General features: G+C 43.4%; 12 protein-coding genes. 9 read left to right on the forward strand and 3 right to left on the reverse strand.

Translation table 11 applies throughout. From position 1 onward, the window contains the following. From dnaA to gyrB, 4 genes are all read left to right on the forward strand, one after another. Complete coding sequence (gene dnaA / locus O4M77_RS00005) at nt 1-1383, forward strand: chromosomal replication initiator protein DnaA (RefSeq protein WP_004780349.1); 1383 nt, start codon at nt 1-3, stop codon at nt 1381-1383. Nucleotides 1384-1492: 109 nt separating this feature from the next. Continuing rightward, nucleotides 1493-2641: a DNA polymerase III subunit beta gene (gene dnaN, locus O4M77_RS00010; protein WP_159124285.1), complete on the forward strand. Its 1149-nt coding sequence runs from the start codon at nt 1493-1495 to the stop codon at nt 2639-2641. Between the two features lie 25 nt (nt 2642-2666). Next, the gene (gene recF, locus O4M77_RS00015; RefSeq protein ID WP_179993059.1) at nt 2667-3749 is read left to right on the forward strand and encodes a DNA replication/repair protein RecF; all 1083 of its coding nucleotides are present in this window, start codon (nt 2667-2669) and stop codon (nt 3747-3749) included. A 54-nt stretch (nt 3750-3803) separates the two neighbouring features. After that, nucleotides 3804-6269: a DNA topoisomerase (ATP-hydrolyzing) subunit B gene (gene gyrB, locus O4M77_RS00020; RefSeq protein ID WP_166139278.1), complete on the forward strand. Its 2466-nt coding sequence runs from the start codon at nt 3804-3806 to the stop codon at nt 6267-6269. A gap of 60 nt (nt 6270-6329) precedes the next feature. Here gyrB and O4M77_RS00025 read toward each other — a convergent pair whose 3' ends face one another. Continuing rightward, nucleotides 6330-7481 carry an IS4-like element ISAbe18 family transposase gene (locus tag O4M77_RS00025; protein ID WP_194088144.1) on the reverse strand — a complete coding sequence of 384 codons (1152 nt, stop codon included), beginning with the start codon at nt 7479-7481 and terminating at the stop codon, nt 6330-6332. Nucleotides 7482-7740: 259 nt separating this feature from the next. Here O4M77_RS00025 and O4M77_RS00030 point away from each other — a divergent pair, with 259 nt between their 5' ends. Beyond that, nucleotides 7741-8088 (forward strand): hypothetical protein, encoded by a 348-nt coding sequence (locus O4M77_RS00030; RefSeq protein WP_180012252.1) that lies wholly within the window; start codon nt 7741-7743, stop codon nt 8086-8088. Between the two features lie 693 nt (nt 8089-8781). On the opposite strand, the gene O4M77_RS00035 is transcribed toward O4M77_RS00030, so the two are convergent. Together O4M77_RS00035 and O4M77_RS00040 are read right to left on the reverse strand one after the other, a co-directional pair. Then, a complete protein-coding gene (locus tag O4M77_RS00035; protein ID WP_159124281.1) occupies nt 8782-9945 on the reverse strand; it encodes a zinc-dependent alcohol dehydrogenase in 1164 nt (387 codons plus the stop codon). A gap of 304 nt (nt 9946-10249) precedes the next feature. After that, nucleotides 10250-12193 carry an ATP-binding cassette domain-containing protein gene (locus O4M77_RS00040; RefSeq protein ID WP_180070371.1) on the reverse strand — a complete coding sequence of 648 codons (1944 nt, stop codon included), beginning with the start codon at nt 12191-12193 and terminating at the stop codon, nt 10250-10252. 211 nt (nt 12194-12404) lie between these two features. Here O4M77_RS00040 and O4M77_RS00045 point away from each other — a divergent pair, with 211 nt between their 5' ends. From O4M77_RS00045 to erpA, 4 genes are all read left to right on the forward strand, one after another. Beyond that, entirely contained in the window at nt 12405-13409 is a 1005-nt protein-coding gene (locus O4M77_RS00045; RefSeq protein ID WP_180048234.1) for a putative solute-binding protein, read from the forward strand. A gap of 254 nt (nt 13410-13663) precedes the next feature. Further along, the gene (locus O4M77_RS00050; protein ID WP_180048235.1) at nt 13664-14674 is read left to right on the forward strand and encodes a putative solute-binding protein; all 1011 of its coding nucleotides are present in this window, start codon (nt 13664-13666) and stop codon (nt 14672-14674) included. Nucleotides 14675-14868: 194 nt separating this feature from the next. Beyond that, nucleotides 14869-15882, forward strand: coding sequence for a putative solute-binding protein (locus tag O4M77_RS00055; RefSeq protein WP_166139095.1), 1014 nt, complete (start codon nt 14869-14871; stop codon nt 15880-15882). A 116-nt stretch (nt 15883-15998) separates the two neighbouring features. After that, a complete protein-coding gene (erpA, locus tag O4M77_RS00060) occupies nt 15999-16334 on the forward strand; it encodes an iron-sulfur cluster insertion protein ErpA (RefSeq protein ID WP_004780362.1) in 336 nt (111 codons plus the stop codon). Nucleotides 16335-16383 lie beyond the last annotated feature (49 nt).

A 16383-nucleotide genomic window follows, 5' to 3' on the forward strand; every position in this document is an offset into this window, starting at 1 on the left:
ATGCTTTGGACAGACTGCTTAAATCGCTTGCGACAAGAGCTCTCTGGAAATGTCTTTACAATGTGGATTCGCCCGTTGGTTGCAGAAGAGCTGGACGATACCCTGCGTCTTTATGCACCTAATCCGTATTGGACGCGCTACATTCAAGAGCATCATCTGGAACTGATTTCGATTTTGGCCGAACAGCTGTCTGAAGGTCGCGTACGTAAAGTTGAAATTCTGGTGGATTCACGTCCAGGTGCAATTTTATCTGCCAGTGAACAGCCAGCGACGACAACAGCGGCTTTGGAATCTGCACCTGTGGTTGCGCCAGCACCGCGTCCTAAGAAAGAAAAAGAAGATTCAGGCAAAAATAGCCGTAAACGTCAGCTGAACCCTTTATTTACGTTTTCGTTATTTGTTGAAGGTCGTTCTAACCAGATGGCAGCTGAAACCTGTCGTAAGGTATTAACCCAACTCGGGGCTTCACAACATAACCCGCTATTTTTATATGGTCCGACTGGTCTGGGCAAAACCCACTTGATGCAAGCCGTTGGTAATGCTTTATTGCAGGCCAAGCCGAATGCCCGCGTAATGTATATGACTGCGGAAAGCTTTGTGCAGGATTTTGTCAGTTCCCTACAACAGGGCAAGGTTGAAGAGTTCAAAAAAAACTGCCGTTCATTGGATCTTTTGCTAGTCGATGATATTCATTTGCTGGCAGGTAAAGAAGCCAGTCTGGTTGAATTCTTCTATACCTTTAACGCGCTATTGGATGAATCGAAGCAAATTATCCTGACCTCGGATCGTTACCCTAAAGAATTGACCGAACTGGACCCACGTCTGGTTTCACGTTTTTCCTGGGGACTTTCTGTGGGTGTGGAACCACCCGATATCGAAACCCGAATTGAAATCTTGCTGAAAAAAGCCGAAAACACCGGTGTAGATTTACCACGTAACTGTGCGCTATTTATCGCCCAACAAGTAGTAGCGAACGTCCGTGAACTGGAAGGTGCGCTAAACAAAGTGGTGGCGATCTCGCGTTTTAAAGGAACACCGATTGATCTGGATGTGGTGCGTGAGTCTTTGAAAGATGTCCTCGCAATTCGTGCCCGGACCATCAGCACTGAAAATATCCAGCGTGTAGTGAGTGAATATTTCCGCATTCCGCTTAAAGAGCTGGTAGGTCCAAAACGTACCCGTATTTATGCCCGTCCACGTCAGCTTGCAATGGGTCTGGCACGTGAACTGACTGGAGACAGTTTCCCGGAAATTGGTATGGCTTTTGGTGGTCGAGATCACAGTACAGTCATGCATGCCTGCGAAAAAGTACAGAGCTTGCGTGAAGAAGATCCGATCTTCAATGAGGACTATAAAAACCTGCAACGCCTGTTGCAGAGTTGACCTAAAACGCTCAAATTCTGTTCTTGCTATGCGGCCTGTTTTGCCGCATAGTTAACTGCTAAAAATTCAACTTTTATCTTATTAATCTTCAGCTTTAGAGGAATGTACCGTGCGTTTAAAAATCGCGAAAGAAAGCTTACTGAATGTTCTCTCACATGTCGTAGGAGCGGTTGAACGTCGCCATACCTTAAATATTCTTTCAAACCTGAAAATCCAGGTGACTGCTGAAGCTTTGACCGTCACTGGTTCGGATCTGGAAGTGGAACTGGTTGCCAGCACACAGTTGGCTGAAGGTGCATGCCTGCAAGCCGGTGAAACCACTGTTCCAGCACGTAAGCTGATTGATATCTGTAAATCTTTGCCATCAGCAGCCCTGATCGACCTGCAAATTACCGATGACCAGCGTTGTATCCTGAAATCTGGAAATAGTCGTTTTGTGCTCGGTACTTTGCCTGCGGATGACTATCCATTACTGAATACTGAAAATACTCAAGGCACGCAAGTGACTGTGACTCAGCGCGAATTAAAGCGTCTGTTTGAAAAAACGGCTTTCGCAATGGCAGTGCAGGATGTGCGTTTCTACCTGACCGGTACTTTACTTGAAATTGACGCCAATCAGCTTCGTGCGGTAACGACAGATGGTCACCGCTTGGCACTGTGTGAAACAGCAGCACAATCGACTGCAACTCAACCGATTCAAGCCATTGTTCCACGTAAGGCAGTCGCTGAATTACAACGTTTATTAAGCGTTGAAGATGAGCAGCTTTCTCTGCTGATTGGTCGTGAATTATTGAATGTGACCATTCGCATGGCCAGCCGTGATAAAGAACAGACCGATATCACAGTTCGTTTCACTACGAAACTGATTGACGGTAAATTCCCGGACTACCGCCGTGTGATTCCACGTGGTGGCGACAAGAATGTGATTATTGCGCATGACGTGTTTAAGCAATCTTTACAACGCGTGGCTATTTTGAGTAATGAAAAACTGCGTGGCGTATTCCTGAACTTTAATGCCGGTTCATTACAACTTCGTGCCAATAACCCGGAACAGGATGAGGCGATTGAAGATCTGGCCATCCAGTATGCAGATGCACCACTGGAAATGTCATTCAATGCGCAATACCTGATTGAAGTGCTAGGGGTACTGGACGGTGAAGATGTATCGATGACCATGACTGAAGCGAATCAGTCTGTGCTGGTTCAAGATCCATCTCATACCGATCAGACTTATGTCGTGATGCCAATGCGTGTCTAAGCGACAGCTGAGTTAAGCCAACGCTATGCATATTACGCGTCTTCATATTGAACGTGTACGAAACTTAAAAACGGTTGCACTCCAGGGATTGCAACCGTTTAATGTTTTTTATGGCCAGAATGGTTCAGGCAAGACTTCAGTACTGGAAGCTATTCATTTACTGGCCACAGGACGCTCCTTTCGTACCCATATCCCGAAAAATTACATTCAGCATGGCGCCTCGGATGCGATTGTGTTCGCCCAATCGGAAACTGAAAAAGTCGGCATGCAAAAAATGGCCAGCGGGGAACAGCTGATTAAGGTTAATGGCGATGCGATTGCGACTCAAGGCCAGCTTGCTAAAATGTTGCCCTTACAACTGCTTGATCCACAAAGTACCGATATTATCGATCATGGCGCCAAACCACGTCGTCAGTTATTGGACTGGTTAATGTTCCACGTGGAACCAGAGTTTTATCATGCCTGGCAATATTATTCACGAGCCTTAAAACAGCGGAACAGCCTGCTTAAATCCAAACGTTTTCTAAGTTTGTCTGATCTGGAACCGTGGAACCAGATGCTGAGTGAGTATGGCGAGATTTTGCACTCCCAGCGTGTCGGCATCGTGGAACAGTGGAAGCCATTTTTTGAGGATGATCTCAAGCATCTACTGCCTGATCTGGAGATTTCTCTGGAATACAGCCCTGGCTTTCACAGCGAAAACGGCCTGCTGAATGACCTGACCAATCATCATGATAAAGATGTGGAACGACGCTATACCGAATATGGTCCACATCGCGCAGATTTGCGTATCAAGACCCCTTTGGGGGATGCTGATGTGATCCTGTCCCGTGGACAAAAAAAGCTTTTAATGATGGCACTTAAACTGTCGCAAATCGCAATGCTGCATTCTTGTAATAAGGAAACTGTGGTATTATTAGATGATGTGACAGCAGAATTAGATTTAACCGCACAACAACGTTTAATTGAGCGATTGAGCCAGCTTGGTAGTCAAGTTTTTATTACCACTTTAGACCATGAATCAGTACAAAAGCACCTACATGATCTGTCTATCTCATATCAGTTATTCAATGTTGAAAACGGTACAGTTCAAGTTGTTGTGCAATAGTTTTTAAATTTTTACCTATCTTTGGATAAACCTATATTTCACTAGGGAGAAACCATGAGTTCAGAAGATCAAGCTGCTTCTCAAACAGAACAAACCACTGAAAAAGCTTATGATTCCTCTAGCATCAAGGTATTACGTGGTTTAGACGCAGTACGTAAGCGTCCAGGCATGTACATTGGTGATACAGACGATGGTACCGGCTTACACCACATGGTCTTCGAGGTCGTAGATAACTCGATTGATGAGGCGCTGGCAGGTCACTGTGATGAAATTTTAGTGACTATTCATGAAGATGAATCAGTTTCAGTATCAGACAATGGCCGTGGTATTCCGACCGACATTCACCCTGAAGAAGGCGTGTCTGCTGCAGAAGTGATTCTAACCATTCTGCATGCTGGCGGTAAGTTTGATGATAACAGCTATAAAGTTTCTGGCGGTCTGCACGGTGTAGGTGTATCCGTAGTAAATGCGTTGTCAGAAAAACTGGAATTAACTATTCATCGTGCCGGTAAAATCCATGAACAGGAATACCGTCATGGTGACCCACAATTCCCGTTAAAAGTAGTAGGTGAGACCGATAAGACCGGTACTCGCGTGCGTTTCTGGCCAAGTGCTGAAACCTTTAGCCAGACCATTTTTAATGTCGATATTCTGGCACGTCGTTTACGTGAACTTTCCTTCCTGAATGCAGGTGTACGAATCGTATTACGTGACGAACGTATCAATGCCGAATACATTTTTGACTATGAAGGCGGTTTGGCTGAGTTTGTTAAGTACATTAACCAAGGTAAAACCCACCTGAATGACATTTTCCATTTCACCACTCAGGCGGAAAATGGCATTGGTGTAGAAGTTGCACTGCAATGGAATGATTCTTATCAGGAAAATGTACGCTGCTTTACCAACAACATCCCGCAAAAAGATGGCGGTACTCACTTAGCCGGTTTCCGTGCAGCACTGACCCGTGGTTTAAATAACTACATGGACAGTGAAAATATCCTGAAAAAAGAAAAAGTTGTGGTTTCAGGTGATGATGCGCGTGAAGGTTTGACTGCGATTGTGTCAGTAAAAGTGCCGGATCCGAAATTCTCTTCACAAACCAAAGAAAAACTGGTATCGAGTGAAGTGAAATCTGCCGTTGAGCAGGCCATGAACAAGGCATTCTCTGAATATCTGTTAGAGAATCCACAGGCGGCTAAATCAATTGCAGGCAAGATCATTGATGCAGCGCGTGCCCGTGATGCGGCGCGTAAAGCCCGTGAAATGACCCGTCGTAAGAGCGCGCTGGATATCGCCGGTCTTCCAGGTAAACTGGCGGATTGCCAAGAGAAAGATCCAGCTTTATCTGAACTGTACCTGGTCGAAGGTGACTCTGCGGGCGGTTCTGCAAAACAGGGCCGTAACCGTAAGATGCAGGCAATTCTGCCGCTAAAAGGTAAGATCCTGAACGTGGAACGTGCCCGTTTTGACCGTATGATTTCTTCTGCAGAAGTGGGTACGCTGATTACGGCACTCGGCTGTGGGATTGGTCGTGAAGAATATAACCCGGACAAGCTGCGTTATCACAAAATCATCATCATGACCGATGCTGACGTGGATGGTTCACATATTCGTACGTTGCTGTTGACCTTCTTCTTCCGTCAAATGCCGGAACTGGTGGAACGCGGTCATATTTATATTGCACAGCCACCATTGTACAAGTTGAAAAAAGGCAAGCAGGAACAGTACATCAAGGACAATGATGCACTGGAAACTTACCTGATTTCGAATGCGATTGATGAGCTGGAACTGCATATCAGTGCCGATGCCCCTGCGATTCGTGGTGAAGCTCTGGCCAATGTGATTACTGATTATCAAACTTCACAGAAGAGCCTGGCACGTTTAACTGTACGTTATCCTGCAAGCTTGCTGGATGCGTTGATTTCACTCGAAGCATTCAAGCTGGATCAGCTGGAAGATAAAGCGTATGTGGAAACCTGGGGTGAAGACCTGCGTGCAGCGATTGAAAAAATCCAGCCAAGTTTACGTCCTGAATTGAGTCTGGAACGTTTTGAAAAAGACGTTGATGGCCAGATCGTAGAAAGCTGGTTGCCGAGGATTACGATTTATGTGCATAACCTGCCGCATCATTACCTGCTAGATGCTAGCCTGCTCAGCTCAAGTGAATATGCACGTTTACTGAAAAATTCGAAAAGCTGGTTCACGCTGCTTGAAGAGGGTGCTTATTTACAGAAAGGTGAGCGCAAGATTCAGGTCAGCAGTTTCCATCAGGTTTGGCAGCACATTCTGCAAGACTCTCGCCGCGGCATGATGATCCAGCGTTATAAAGGTCTGGGTGAGATGAACGCAGACCAGCTGTGGGAAACCACGATGGATCCAGAAAACCGTAACATGCTACAAGTGACGGTGCAGGATGCAATTGAAGCAGACCGCATGTTCTCTTGTTTGATGGGGGATGATGTGGAACCGCGTCGTGCCTTCATTGAAGAAAATGCCTTGAATGCTGATATTGATACCTGATCCATTGGAATAAATCGAAACGAAAAAGCGCCTTTTAAGGCACTGCTGTCCCACAATTTTTCACAAGAGGAAGCTCAAATGAGCTTCCTCTTGTTTTATGGGTATTTTATCGGGTGAAAATAAAGCTTTTAAAGTTCTTCTTTCAAACAAATTCACTTGAATTATTCTGAGTAAACGTTGAACTGTCCAACCTGTTTTTCCTAAATGTTGAGCGAAACTCACCAATAAATAGGCGATCATCGCAATCCAGATTTGTGTCTGAATTGCGTTCCTGCTGCGACCTAGAAACGCTTTTAATTTGAGATTCTGCTTAATCGCCTTAAAGAACAGCTCAACTTTCCAACGATCTTTATAAATCGCCGCAATGGTGGAGGCGGCTAAATGAAAGTTATTGCTGAGAAAGCTAAAGTGCTTGCCACTTTGCTGATCTCTATATTCAATTCTTCTTAACACTGGGGCTTTTCTTTTTAGGGCATGTGCGCTATTCAGCTGAATGGTTTCATCTTTTAGAATACCTTTGGATTCAAGCACTGGATGTTGCTGGATCACCTGATACACAGATTTAGGCCTAAAACGTGTGACAAATCCAATGTTTTGAGCAGTCAGATTTGCATACCATTGGTAATCGACATAGCCTTTATCAAAAACTACAATGCTGCCAGCAGGAAACTGGAATTTGCGGCCTTGTACCATGTCATTTTCTTTGCCATTTTCAACTGCAACAAACTCAGGAATATCATTGCTGTGATTCAATCCTATACTGAGTTTCATGCTGGCTTTTGAGTCGTGAACTTTGGCCCATTCACATAAGGAAAGCGACAGGTCAATATGACTGGCATCCAAGGAATACAAGGGATTCTTAAAGCGAAATTTATGAGCGACTTTTGAGTGGTCATAGTATTTAAGCAACTTGTAAAATAGCTGTTGATACAAGGCAGCAGGCTGCTGCTCATTGATTCGTGCCAGCGTGCTTCGGGGAATAGACTTTGCTCCGAGATGACTTAGCTTTTCCTGTTGGCACTCCAGATTGGATTGAATATCTCTCAGACTTTGCCTACAAGAGAATTGAGACATCAATATGGCAATAAACTGATCCCACCGGGAAGCCGCTCTAAATTTCTGTCCAACATGGTGCACTTTAGCAAGTTGTTCAAAATCCTGTCGCACAACAGGTTTAATTAGCTCATGAAATACGGTATTCTGATGTGACAAAACCTGAATCCTGGTCGTTAAAGTGTTTGTTTGCACTCATATTTTAACTGTTAGGACTCAGGTTTTTTTATTTAAAGCAAACTATGGGACAGCAGTGCCTTTTAAGGCGCTTTTTTTACGTAAATTTTCTATTAATGCCGGATGAACTGTTTAGAATAATTTTAATCTAAGCAGTTTTTAGACCAATGATCCGCTGATATTAGGTTTCAAAAAAGCCTGGTTCAGTAGAATCAAGTCTTATTTATAAAGAGGTTTATCCATGGATAGCCAGCTTGAAGAAATACGTGAGATCTGGGCCAATGCATTCTATAGTGGCGACTATGATGTGCTGCGCCACTACGAACATCAGGACTTTCAGGTGGTTTTTGAACAGGAAGGCCGCGTAGAAGGAAGTTATCTGCGTTATGACCGGATCGCTCATGCGGTACAAAACGGTGTATGGAAACCGCTGAAGCCAGACATAGAATATGAAGAATACGAGTACAATGAAGATCAGACCGAATGCCGGATCTTGATTGGACTGGAAAATAATAAACAGCGTCTTCAGGAGATCTGGAAGCTAGAGGATGAATGGAAAATTCTAGAACTTAGATTTTTGAAATCCTGAATTTCAATGATTTATTAAGTTACTTCGAAATTTTTTAAAAATATTTGAATAGTGTTGTTTTAAATCTTGCTTAAACCTTGATCAATCGTGTGGATAACTGCAAAGTTATCCATATTTTTTATGTGAATAAGATAGTATTTATCCACAAGTTATATTGCCTTTCTTATCTCTCATTTTTTTAAATTCAAATTTAATTTCTATATCTTGTGGATAAGTGTTTTTAAATTTAAAATAGGTTTTTGAATTTAAAAGACTAGTTGGAGCCATAACTTCTCTGCTCTTAAAAGCAACCAGTTCAGGTGAATTTTTATCTGTTTTTAATGGAAAAATTATATAAACCAGCTAAAAATTAATAGCTTATATTAATATTGTAGATTTAATTAATAATCAGCGTGGAACATATTTTAATTCTAAAAATCTTCACTGTAGTGAAACTACACAATTAATTTAATAATCAAGTGAACTTTCAATTTTTTATTACTGAATCATAGGCTTATAGATTTTTCTAACTTTTACTTCTATAGCTTAGTTTCTTTAAGCTGGATCATCACGTGACCTAGTGCCAGTTCATTTGATAAACAGGCAATAGATCTGAACTTTTAAAACTGAAAATAGAAAAAGTATGGTTTATAAAATGGTGATCAAAAATAAAAAAAGCGCCTAACGGCGCTTTCTATTTTTTAATGATTGTATTTATGGGGTCAGAATAATCTTGCGGCAGTCTTCTTCACGTTTATCGAAAATACGATAGCCTTCAGCAGCTTCTTCCAGTTTCATGCGATGGGTAATAATCACTTCTGGAGACAGCTGGCCATTTTCTACATATTCAAGTAATTGTGGCAGGAATTTATGTACATGTGTTTGACCCATTTTAAAGGTCAAGCCTTTATCGAAGGCATCACCAAACAGGAAGCCATGAATTGGACCAGCATATACGCCTGGCACACTCACCACACCACCACGGCGTACTGCGGCGATACATTGACGTAGGGCAAAGCCGCTCGAACCTTCAATTTTTAGATTCGTCATCACAGTTTCAAGCAAACTGCCTTTGGCCTCGAAACCAATCGCATCAATGACGGCATCAACACCACGATGACCGGCAGTATTTTGAATAATATATTCAGCTGCATCGACTTCATCAAAATTCACTGGAATTGCACCATAAGTTTGATGGGCGAAACGCAGACGGTAAGGGTGGTGATCGACCATAAAGATCTGTTCGGCACCTAGCATACGTGCGCAGGCAGCCGACAGTAAACCAACTGGACCAGCACCATAAATCGCAACACTGGAGCCGCGAGTGACCTGGGCATTGGTTACAGCCTGCCATGCAGTAGGCAAGATATCAGTCAGAAACAGGACTTTTTCATCCGGTAATGATCCCGGCACTTTAAATGGGCCCACATTACCTTTAGGCACACGAACATATTCAGCCTGTCCGCCTGGTACACCGCCATATAAATGGCTATAACCAAACAGAGCCGCACCTGGTGGAATTTGTTTCTTATTGATAATTGCACCACGGCCAGTATTGGTATTTTCACAGGCAGCCATCAGTTCATGTTCACAGAAAAAACAGTGACCACATGCAATCACGAAAGGAATAATTACCCGGTCGCCTTTTTTGACTTCTGTGACTTCAGGGCCGACTTCTTCTACAATTCCCATAAATTCATGGCCGAAAATATCGCCATCTTCAGTGGCCGGGATTTTACCCCGGTATAGATGCAGATCTGAGCCACAGATGGCAGTCGCTGTCACCCTTAAAATGACGTCATCTGGTTCCTGAATCACTGGATCTGGAACGGATTCAACTCGTACATCCCGAGCACCATGATAGGTAAGAGCACGCATGCGGATTTCCTCTCTCTAGTTCAACATTAAACAGACTCGTATCAAGGCTACCAAAAATAAAAAACACTTTTATTAGAGCCTTATGCGCCAAGAAATCGCTGTAAATTAATGTATGAAATAAGACATCCGAGTGTTTAAAAAATAAACTTATATAGGATTTGCGTAATTCACTACAAAATATGTCAAAAAACGGTTTCGATAAAAAAATCAGGGAAAAGATGGAGAGAGCAATATATAAAAAGTATAAAAAAGAGATTAGCTCCAGTTGCAGCTAATCTCTAAGATTTGAATCAAGGTTTAAAACTTAACCTTCCTGAAAAGATTGCTCCAAACTTTCTAGCTCCATCATCAGTTCTAGCATTTGCTCTTCGGCAGTTTCCAGTTTCTGTTTCAGTTCAGTTTGCTCGTTCATAAGTTTCAGCAAGTCATCTTTACGTGCAGCTTCATATAAAGCGCTATCTGCCAGCAATTCTTCAATTTCTGCCAGACGCGGTTGTAACTTGTCAATTTGCGCTTCGCATTTTTCGATATTCTTGCGAATCGGACGAGTCTGCTCACGACGCTGAGCGGCCAGTTTGCGCTGTGCTTCCTTATCTACTTTGGCTACCACCACAGGTTTAGCTTCTGTTTCTACTACCTGTGCTTTGGCTAAGGCATTCTGTGCATTGATCTGCTGTTGACGCGCTTCACGTAACCATTTGGCATAGTCCTGCAAATCACCCTCAAATTCGGTACAACGTCCGGCATGTACTAACAGCAATTCATCACATACTGTCGCAATCAATTGACGTTCATGCGAAACGAGTACCACCGCACCTTCAAAATCCTGCAAAGCCATAGTCAGGGCATGGCGCATATCCAGATCCAGATGGTTTGTCGGTTCATCCAGAATCAGTACATTTGGACGCTGCCAAACAATTAAAGCCAAAGCCAAACGTGCACGTTCACCCCCAGAGAAACTCTCACATGGGGTATCCATGCGCTCACCGCTAAAACCGAAACTGCCGAGGAAAGAGCGTAAAGAAGCTTCACTGATTTTTGGATCGGCGATACGTGCCAGTTGTAGCATTGGGCTGGCATTAGCATCCAAAGCATCCATCTGATGCTGAGCAAAATAACCGATATTGAGTAATTCTGAGGCTTTACGTTGACCATTTAATAAAGGCAAATCTCCGACTAAGGTTTTGATTAGGGTTGATTTACCCGCACCATTCATTCCCAGTAAACCAATGCGAGAATTTGGGGTGATTTGCAGGTTAATTTTGCTGGCAATCGATTTATCGCCATAACCAATTTCCGCCTGTTCCAAGGCCAGAAGTGGTGAACTCATTTTGGTCGGTTCACGGAAACTGAAGGTAAAAGGTGTATCCACATGAGCAGGGGCGAGATCCTGCATGCGCTCCAGCATTTTGATCCGACTTTGGGCCTGACGTGCTTTGGTCGCTTTGGCTTTAAAACGGTCAATAAATTTTTGTAAATGTGCCCGGGCTTCCTGCTGTTTCTCAAAGGCTTGTTGCTGTTGCGCCAGACGTTCACTACGGGTCACTTCAAAAGTTGAATAATTGCCGGTATAGAGGGTGAGTTCCTGATTTTCGATATGCAGAATATGATCCGTCACAGCATCCAGAAAATCACGGTCATGCGAAATTAGCACTAAAGTGCCTTCATACGCCTTTAACCAATCTTCGAGCCACAAGATCGCATCCAGATCCAAGTGGTTGGTTGGTTCATCGAGTAATAGCAGGTCGGAACGGCTCATCAGGGTACGGGCCAAATTCAGTCGCATCCGCCAACCGCCTGAAAAACTGGAAACATCCAGACGGATCTGATGATCCATAAAGCCCAGACCGGCCATTAACTGAGCTGCTTTTGATGGTGCAGAATAGCCATGAATCTCGTCGAAACGGCCATGTAGCTGTGCCAGTTCTGCATCGGACAGCTGTTCTGGATGCGCAAGTTTGGCCTGTATATCCCAATACTCTTCATCGCCTGACAGAACAAAATCAATGGCCGGCATATCTAGTGCTTTAATTTCCTGAGCCATATGCGCTACGGTCCACACGGATGGACGGGTTAGTGAACCTTCATCTGCACTGAGCTCACCTAAAAGAGCCGCAAACAGGGTTGATTTTCCTGCGCCATTCACGCCGGTTAAACCAATTTTCCAGCCGGGATGAAGCTGCATGGAGGCTTTTTGAAATAACACTCGCCCACCACGGCGTAACGAAACTTGGTCTAACTGAATCATTGAACTTACTAACAAGAGCAAAAGAGAATGCCGCTATTCTAATGGAAAGCCGGAAGAAAACAAAAAATCTTCGTTGCAGCTTATCCTGTTCAGGCTTTAAAAATTTATAGATTCATATATGATGAACTATATTTTGAGTAAATACTCTATTTTGTTTAAAAACCGAAAGATAGAGCCATCAAGGTTCATAATAATATTGAGTAGAATAAAAATGAAAAATAGATTTTTAATTTTATCCGCACTGGGCCTATGGGCTTCGAGTGCACATGCTGCCCCAGTCAATGTCTGTGTATTTGATTTACTGGGAAAATCGGGTGAATCCTTCAAGCTGCTGGAAGAGTGGGCATTGGCCAGCAAGCAGTGGGGGGCTACGGTTCAATTGATTGCTTATCAGGATGAAGCTAAAGTCGATCAGGATGCCAAAGCCGGAAAATGCGATGGCTTCTATATGACGTCCATGCGTGCGCGAGCTTATAACAAATTTGCAGGCTCCATTGATGCCATTGGCGGCGTTCCTAATAATGACATTGCCATGAAAGCGGTGAGTTATGTGCTGGATAAGCGTAATACCAAGCGCATGACCACTCAGATTGGCAAGGAAAAATTTGAAGTAGCCGGTATTGGCCAGATTGGTCCTGCTTATATCTTTGTCCGTGATCGTAATATGAACAAGCTAGAACATATTAAGGGCAAGAAGTTTGCTGTGCTGCATTATGACTATGCCCAAACCATTATGGTGAACCGGGTAGAAGCTGTACCGGTAAATTCGGAAATTTCCAATTTCATCCGTAAATTTAATCAGGGTGAAGTGGATATTGTGGCAGCGCCCGCTTATGCCTTTAAACCTCTCGAAGTGACTAAAGGACTGGGCCAAAAAGGAGCCATGATTAACTTTCCGGTGGTCAATGTCACGGCAGATCTGATTATTCGACCGGATAAATTTCCGGAACAGTTTGCAGCCAATTCCCGACAATGGTTTGTTAAGCAGTTACCACGCAGCTTCGCGATGGTGAAACGTATGGAAGCAGAAATCCCGCGTAAATATATTCTGAACCTGAGCCGTGAGGAACAGGTCAGTTATCAAAAAATTCTGCGTGAAGGACGCATGGATTTAACCAAACAGGGCATCTATGACGCTGGCATGATGACAGTATTAAAACGGGCACGTTGTACTGTAGAAAGAACTAATTTCGAATGCTCAATCAGTGGTGAATAATTTTAAAATCATGTATATCTTTGTAACTACAGCGAATGAAATGTAATTCAAAGTAGCCAAGTTAAAACATTAAGATACTGATATATTTATAAAAAAATTAGATAAAGGAAATTGGATAAAGCTCATTTATCTTTATAGGCCAAAAAATGACTTTTATCTGGAGTAAATGCTCTATTTTTTTGAAATAAATTTGCTTAATATTTGACGCGTGTACGGACACTCAGCTAACAACAAGATTTCAAAGGATAACTAAAATGAAAAAAACACTCTTATCATTGGCTGCATTTTCTGCATTTGGTTTTGCAGGTGTGGCACATGCAGAAAAGGTCAATATCTGTGTGTTTGACCTACTTGGTAAATCTGGCGAGTCTTTCCAGATGGCTCAGGAATGGGCGCTGGCAGCAAAAGGCTGGGGCGCAGATATTAATCTGATCGCCCGTCAGGATGAAGCCGTCGCTGACAATGACTTTAAGGCTGGCAAATGTGATGGTGTATTCATGACCGCCATGCGTGCCCGTCAATACAACAAGTTTGCCGGTTCGATTGATGCCTTAGGTGGTGCTCCAAGTAATGCCATTGCACAGCGTGCGATTAGCTTCGCTTTAGATAAGCGTAATGCGGCTAAAATGGTTACGACCATGGGCGGTAAAAAGTATGAGGTGGCCGGGATTGCGCCACTGGGTTCAGCTTTTATCTTTGTGCGTGACAAAAACATCAACTCTATTGAAAAAGCCGCAGGGAAGAAGTTCGCTGTTCTTGGCTATGATGATGCGCAAAAAATCATGGTTCAACGTGTAGGTGCTCAGGCCGTAGTGTCTGATGTATCCAACTTCGTGGCCAAGTTTAATAATGGCCAAGTCGATATGGTGGGCGCACCGGCGTATGCGTACAAGCCACTCGAAATCTATAAAGGTCTGGGCAATAGCGGTGCGATGTTTAACTTCCCGGTACTGCATGTCACCTCTGACTTTGTGATCCGTCCGGAGAAATTCCCGGCTGGTTTTGGCCAGAAGTCTCGTGACTGGTTCATTAAAAACCTGCCTAAGAGCATGGCGATGATTAATCGTCTGGAAGCTGGTATTCCAGCGAAATATAAGCTGAATCTGAGTGCAGAAGATAAAACCAAGTACCAGAAGTTATTACGTGAAGGGCGTATGGATATGACCAAGCGTGGAATCTATGATGCCAGCATGATGTCGGTACTGAAACGTGCGCGTTGCTCTGTCGATAAAGCCAACTTTGAATGTTCACTTTCTGGCGAATAATTTGATTTTTAAGGAAAAAAGCTTAGATTTATCTAAGCTTTTTTTATATTAAACAAAGTCAGATCTGCCATTGCAGATCACAGCAAAGCAGTTAAGCTGATTAAAAATAATGTTTTCATGTTTAGTATAAAAAACAATAACATGTAGCACTTAAAGCAGATAACAAAAACAAGGCAATCAAGGAAAGCAAAATGATGCAGAGAGGATGGAAAGCCCTGGCTGTAGGTGCAGCACTCACGGCAGTTTCAGGTCTGACGCAGGCTAAACAGGTGGTATGTGTATTCGATCTGGTCGGCAAAAATGGTGACGTCTATGCCGTAATGAAAGACTATCAGTTGGCTGCAAAAAACTGGGGTGCTGATATCGAGCTTAGGGTAAATACCAATGAAGCTGTCGTCGCAGAAGATTTTAAAGCCGGTAAATGTGACGGGATCAGTGTTACCGGTATGCGTGGCCGTCAGTTCAACCGTTTTACTGGTTCACTCGATGCGATTGGTGCAATTCCTGATCTGAACCTGGCGGTAAAAGTTATGCAAGGCCTGGCGAGTCCGACCTTTGCCAAGCTCATGGTTCAAGGCAAGTATGAAGTCGCAGGGGTAATTCCGGTAGGCGATGCCTTCCTGATGGTCAATGACCGGAGTATTAATACTGTTGCAAAAGCAGCAGGTAAAAAAATTGCTGTACTTGACTATGACGAAGCACAAAAAATCATGGTTCAACAGGTGGGTGCACAGGCAGTCAGCGCCGATGTGACCAACTTTGGCTCTAAATTTAACAATGGTCAGGTCGATATTATTGGCGCGCCGGCTGCTGTATTTAAACCGCTAGAACTGCATAAAGGTTTGGGTAGCAAGGGTGCTATTGTGAATTATCCGGTATTGCAGGTCACCGGTAATATTATTATTCGTCCAGATAAATTCCCGGCAGGATATGGACAAAAATCACGTGAATGGGTGAAAAGCCAGTTACCACGTGCTTTTGGAATTTTGGGTAAAATGAAGGCAGATATTCCCTCTAAATACTGGATGGATATTCCTGAAGCAGATAAGCCAGGTTACCAAAAGCTGATGCGTGATTCGCGGATTGATCTGACCAAACGCGGTATTTATGACAAACGTATGATGAAGTTACTCTGGCAATTCCGCTGCAAGCAGAATCCGAAAAACTTCGAATGTGCATTACAGGATGAGAACTATAAACAATCCTGATAAAATTACTCTGATTTGACTTTTAATCTGTACAGACTGACCATATATTGAGTGTGTTATACTTGAAATATGGTCTTTTCTTTTTAAAGACATTCCATTCAACAGAGGAATCCGCCATGAATGCTCAAGCGCTTGTGCTCACCGACAATGCCGCAAATAAAGTACGCCAGTTGCGTGACAGTGAAGGTAACCAAGACTTAATGCTCCGTGTGTATGTCACCGGTGGCGGCTGTTCAGGTTTCTCTTATGGCTTTAACTTTGCGGAAAGCCAAAATGAAGATGATGCAGAATTCGTCAATGGCGATGTCAAAATGCTGGTCGATTCTCTAAGCTATCAATATCTGGTCGGTTCAGTGGTTGACTATGTTGAAGGTCTGGAAGGTTCACGTTTTGTGGTACAAAACCCGAATGCGACCACGACCTGTGGTTGTGGATCTTCATTCTCGATCTAATACCTATCAAGTTGAATAAAAAAGTCCTCATATGAGGACTTTTTTATAT

This window comes from Acinetobacter sp. YWS30-1, from assembly GCF_033558715.1.
Taxonomy (GTDB): Bacteria; Pseudomonadota; Gammaproteobacteria; order Pseudomonadales; family Moraxellaceae; genus Acinetobacter.

Coding starts and splice junctions, on each gene's coding strand:
- O4M77_RS00035 (WP_159124281.1), bottom strand. CDS start 9,945: ATGCGTGCTCTTACCTATCATGGTGCTCGGGATGTACGAGTTGAATCC.
- erpA (WP_004780362.1), top strand. CDS start 15,999: ATGAATGCTCAAGCGCTTGTGCTCACCGACAATGCCGCAAATAAAGTA.
- O4M77_RS00030 (WP_180012252.1), top strand. CDS start 7,741: ATGGATAGCCAGCTTGAAGAAATACGTGAGATCTGGGCCAATGCATTC.
- recF (WP_179993059.1), top strand. CDS start 2,667: ATGCATATTACGCGTCTTCATATTGAACGTGTACGAAACTTAAAAACG.
- gyrB (WP_166139278.1), top strand. CDS start 3,804: ATGAGTTCAGAAGATCAAGCTGCTTCTCAAACAGAACAAACCACTGAA.
- dnaA (WP_004780349.1), top strand. CDS start 1: ATGCTTTGGACAGACTGCTTAAATCGCTTGCGACAAGAGCTCTCTGGA.
- O4M77_RS00045 (WP_180048234.1), top strand. CDS start 12,405: ATGAAAAATAGATTTTTAATTTTATCCGCACTGGGCCTATGGGCTTCG.
- O4M77_RS00040 (WP_180070371.1), bottom strand. CDS start 12,193: ATGATTCAGTTAGACCAAGTTTCGTTACGCCGTGGTGGGCGAGTGTTA.
- O4M77_RS00050 (WP_180048235.1), top strand. CDS start 13,664: ATGAAAAAAACACTCTTATCATTGGCTGCATTTTCTGCATTTGGTTTT.
- O4M77_RS00055 (WP_166139095.1), top strand. CDS start 14,869: ATGCAGAGAGGATGGAAAGCCCTGGCTGTAGGTGCAGCACTCACGGCA.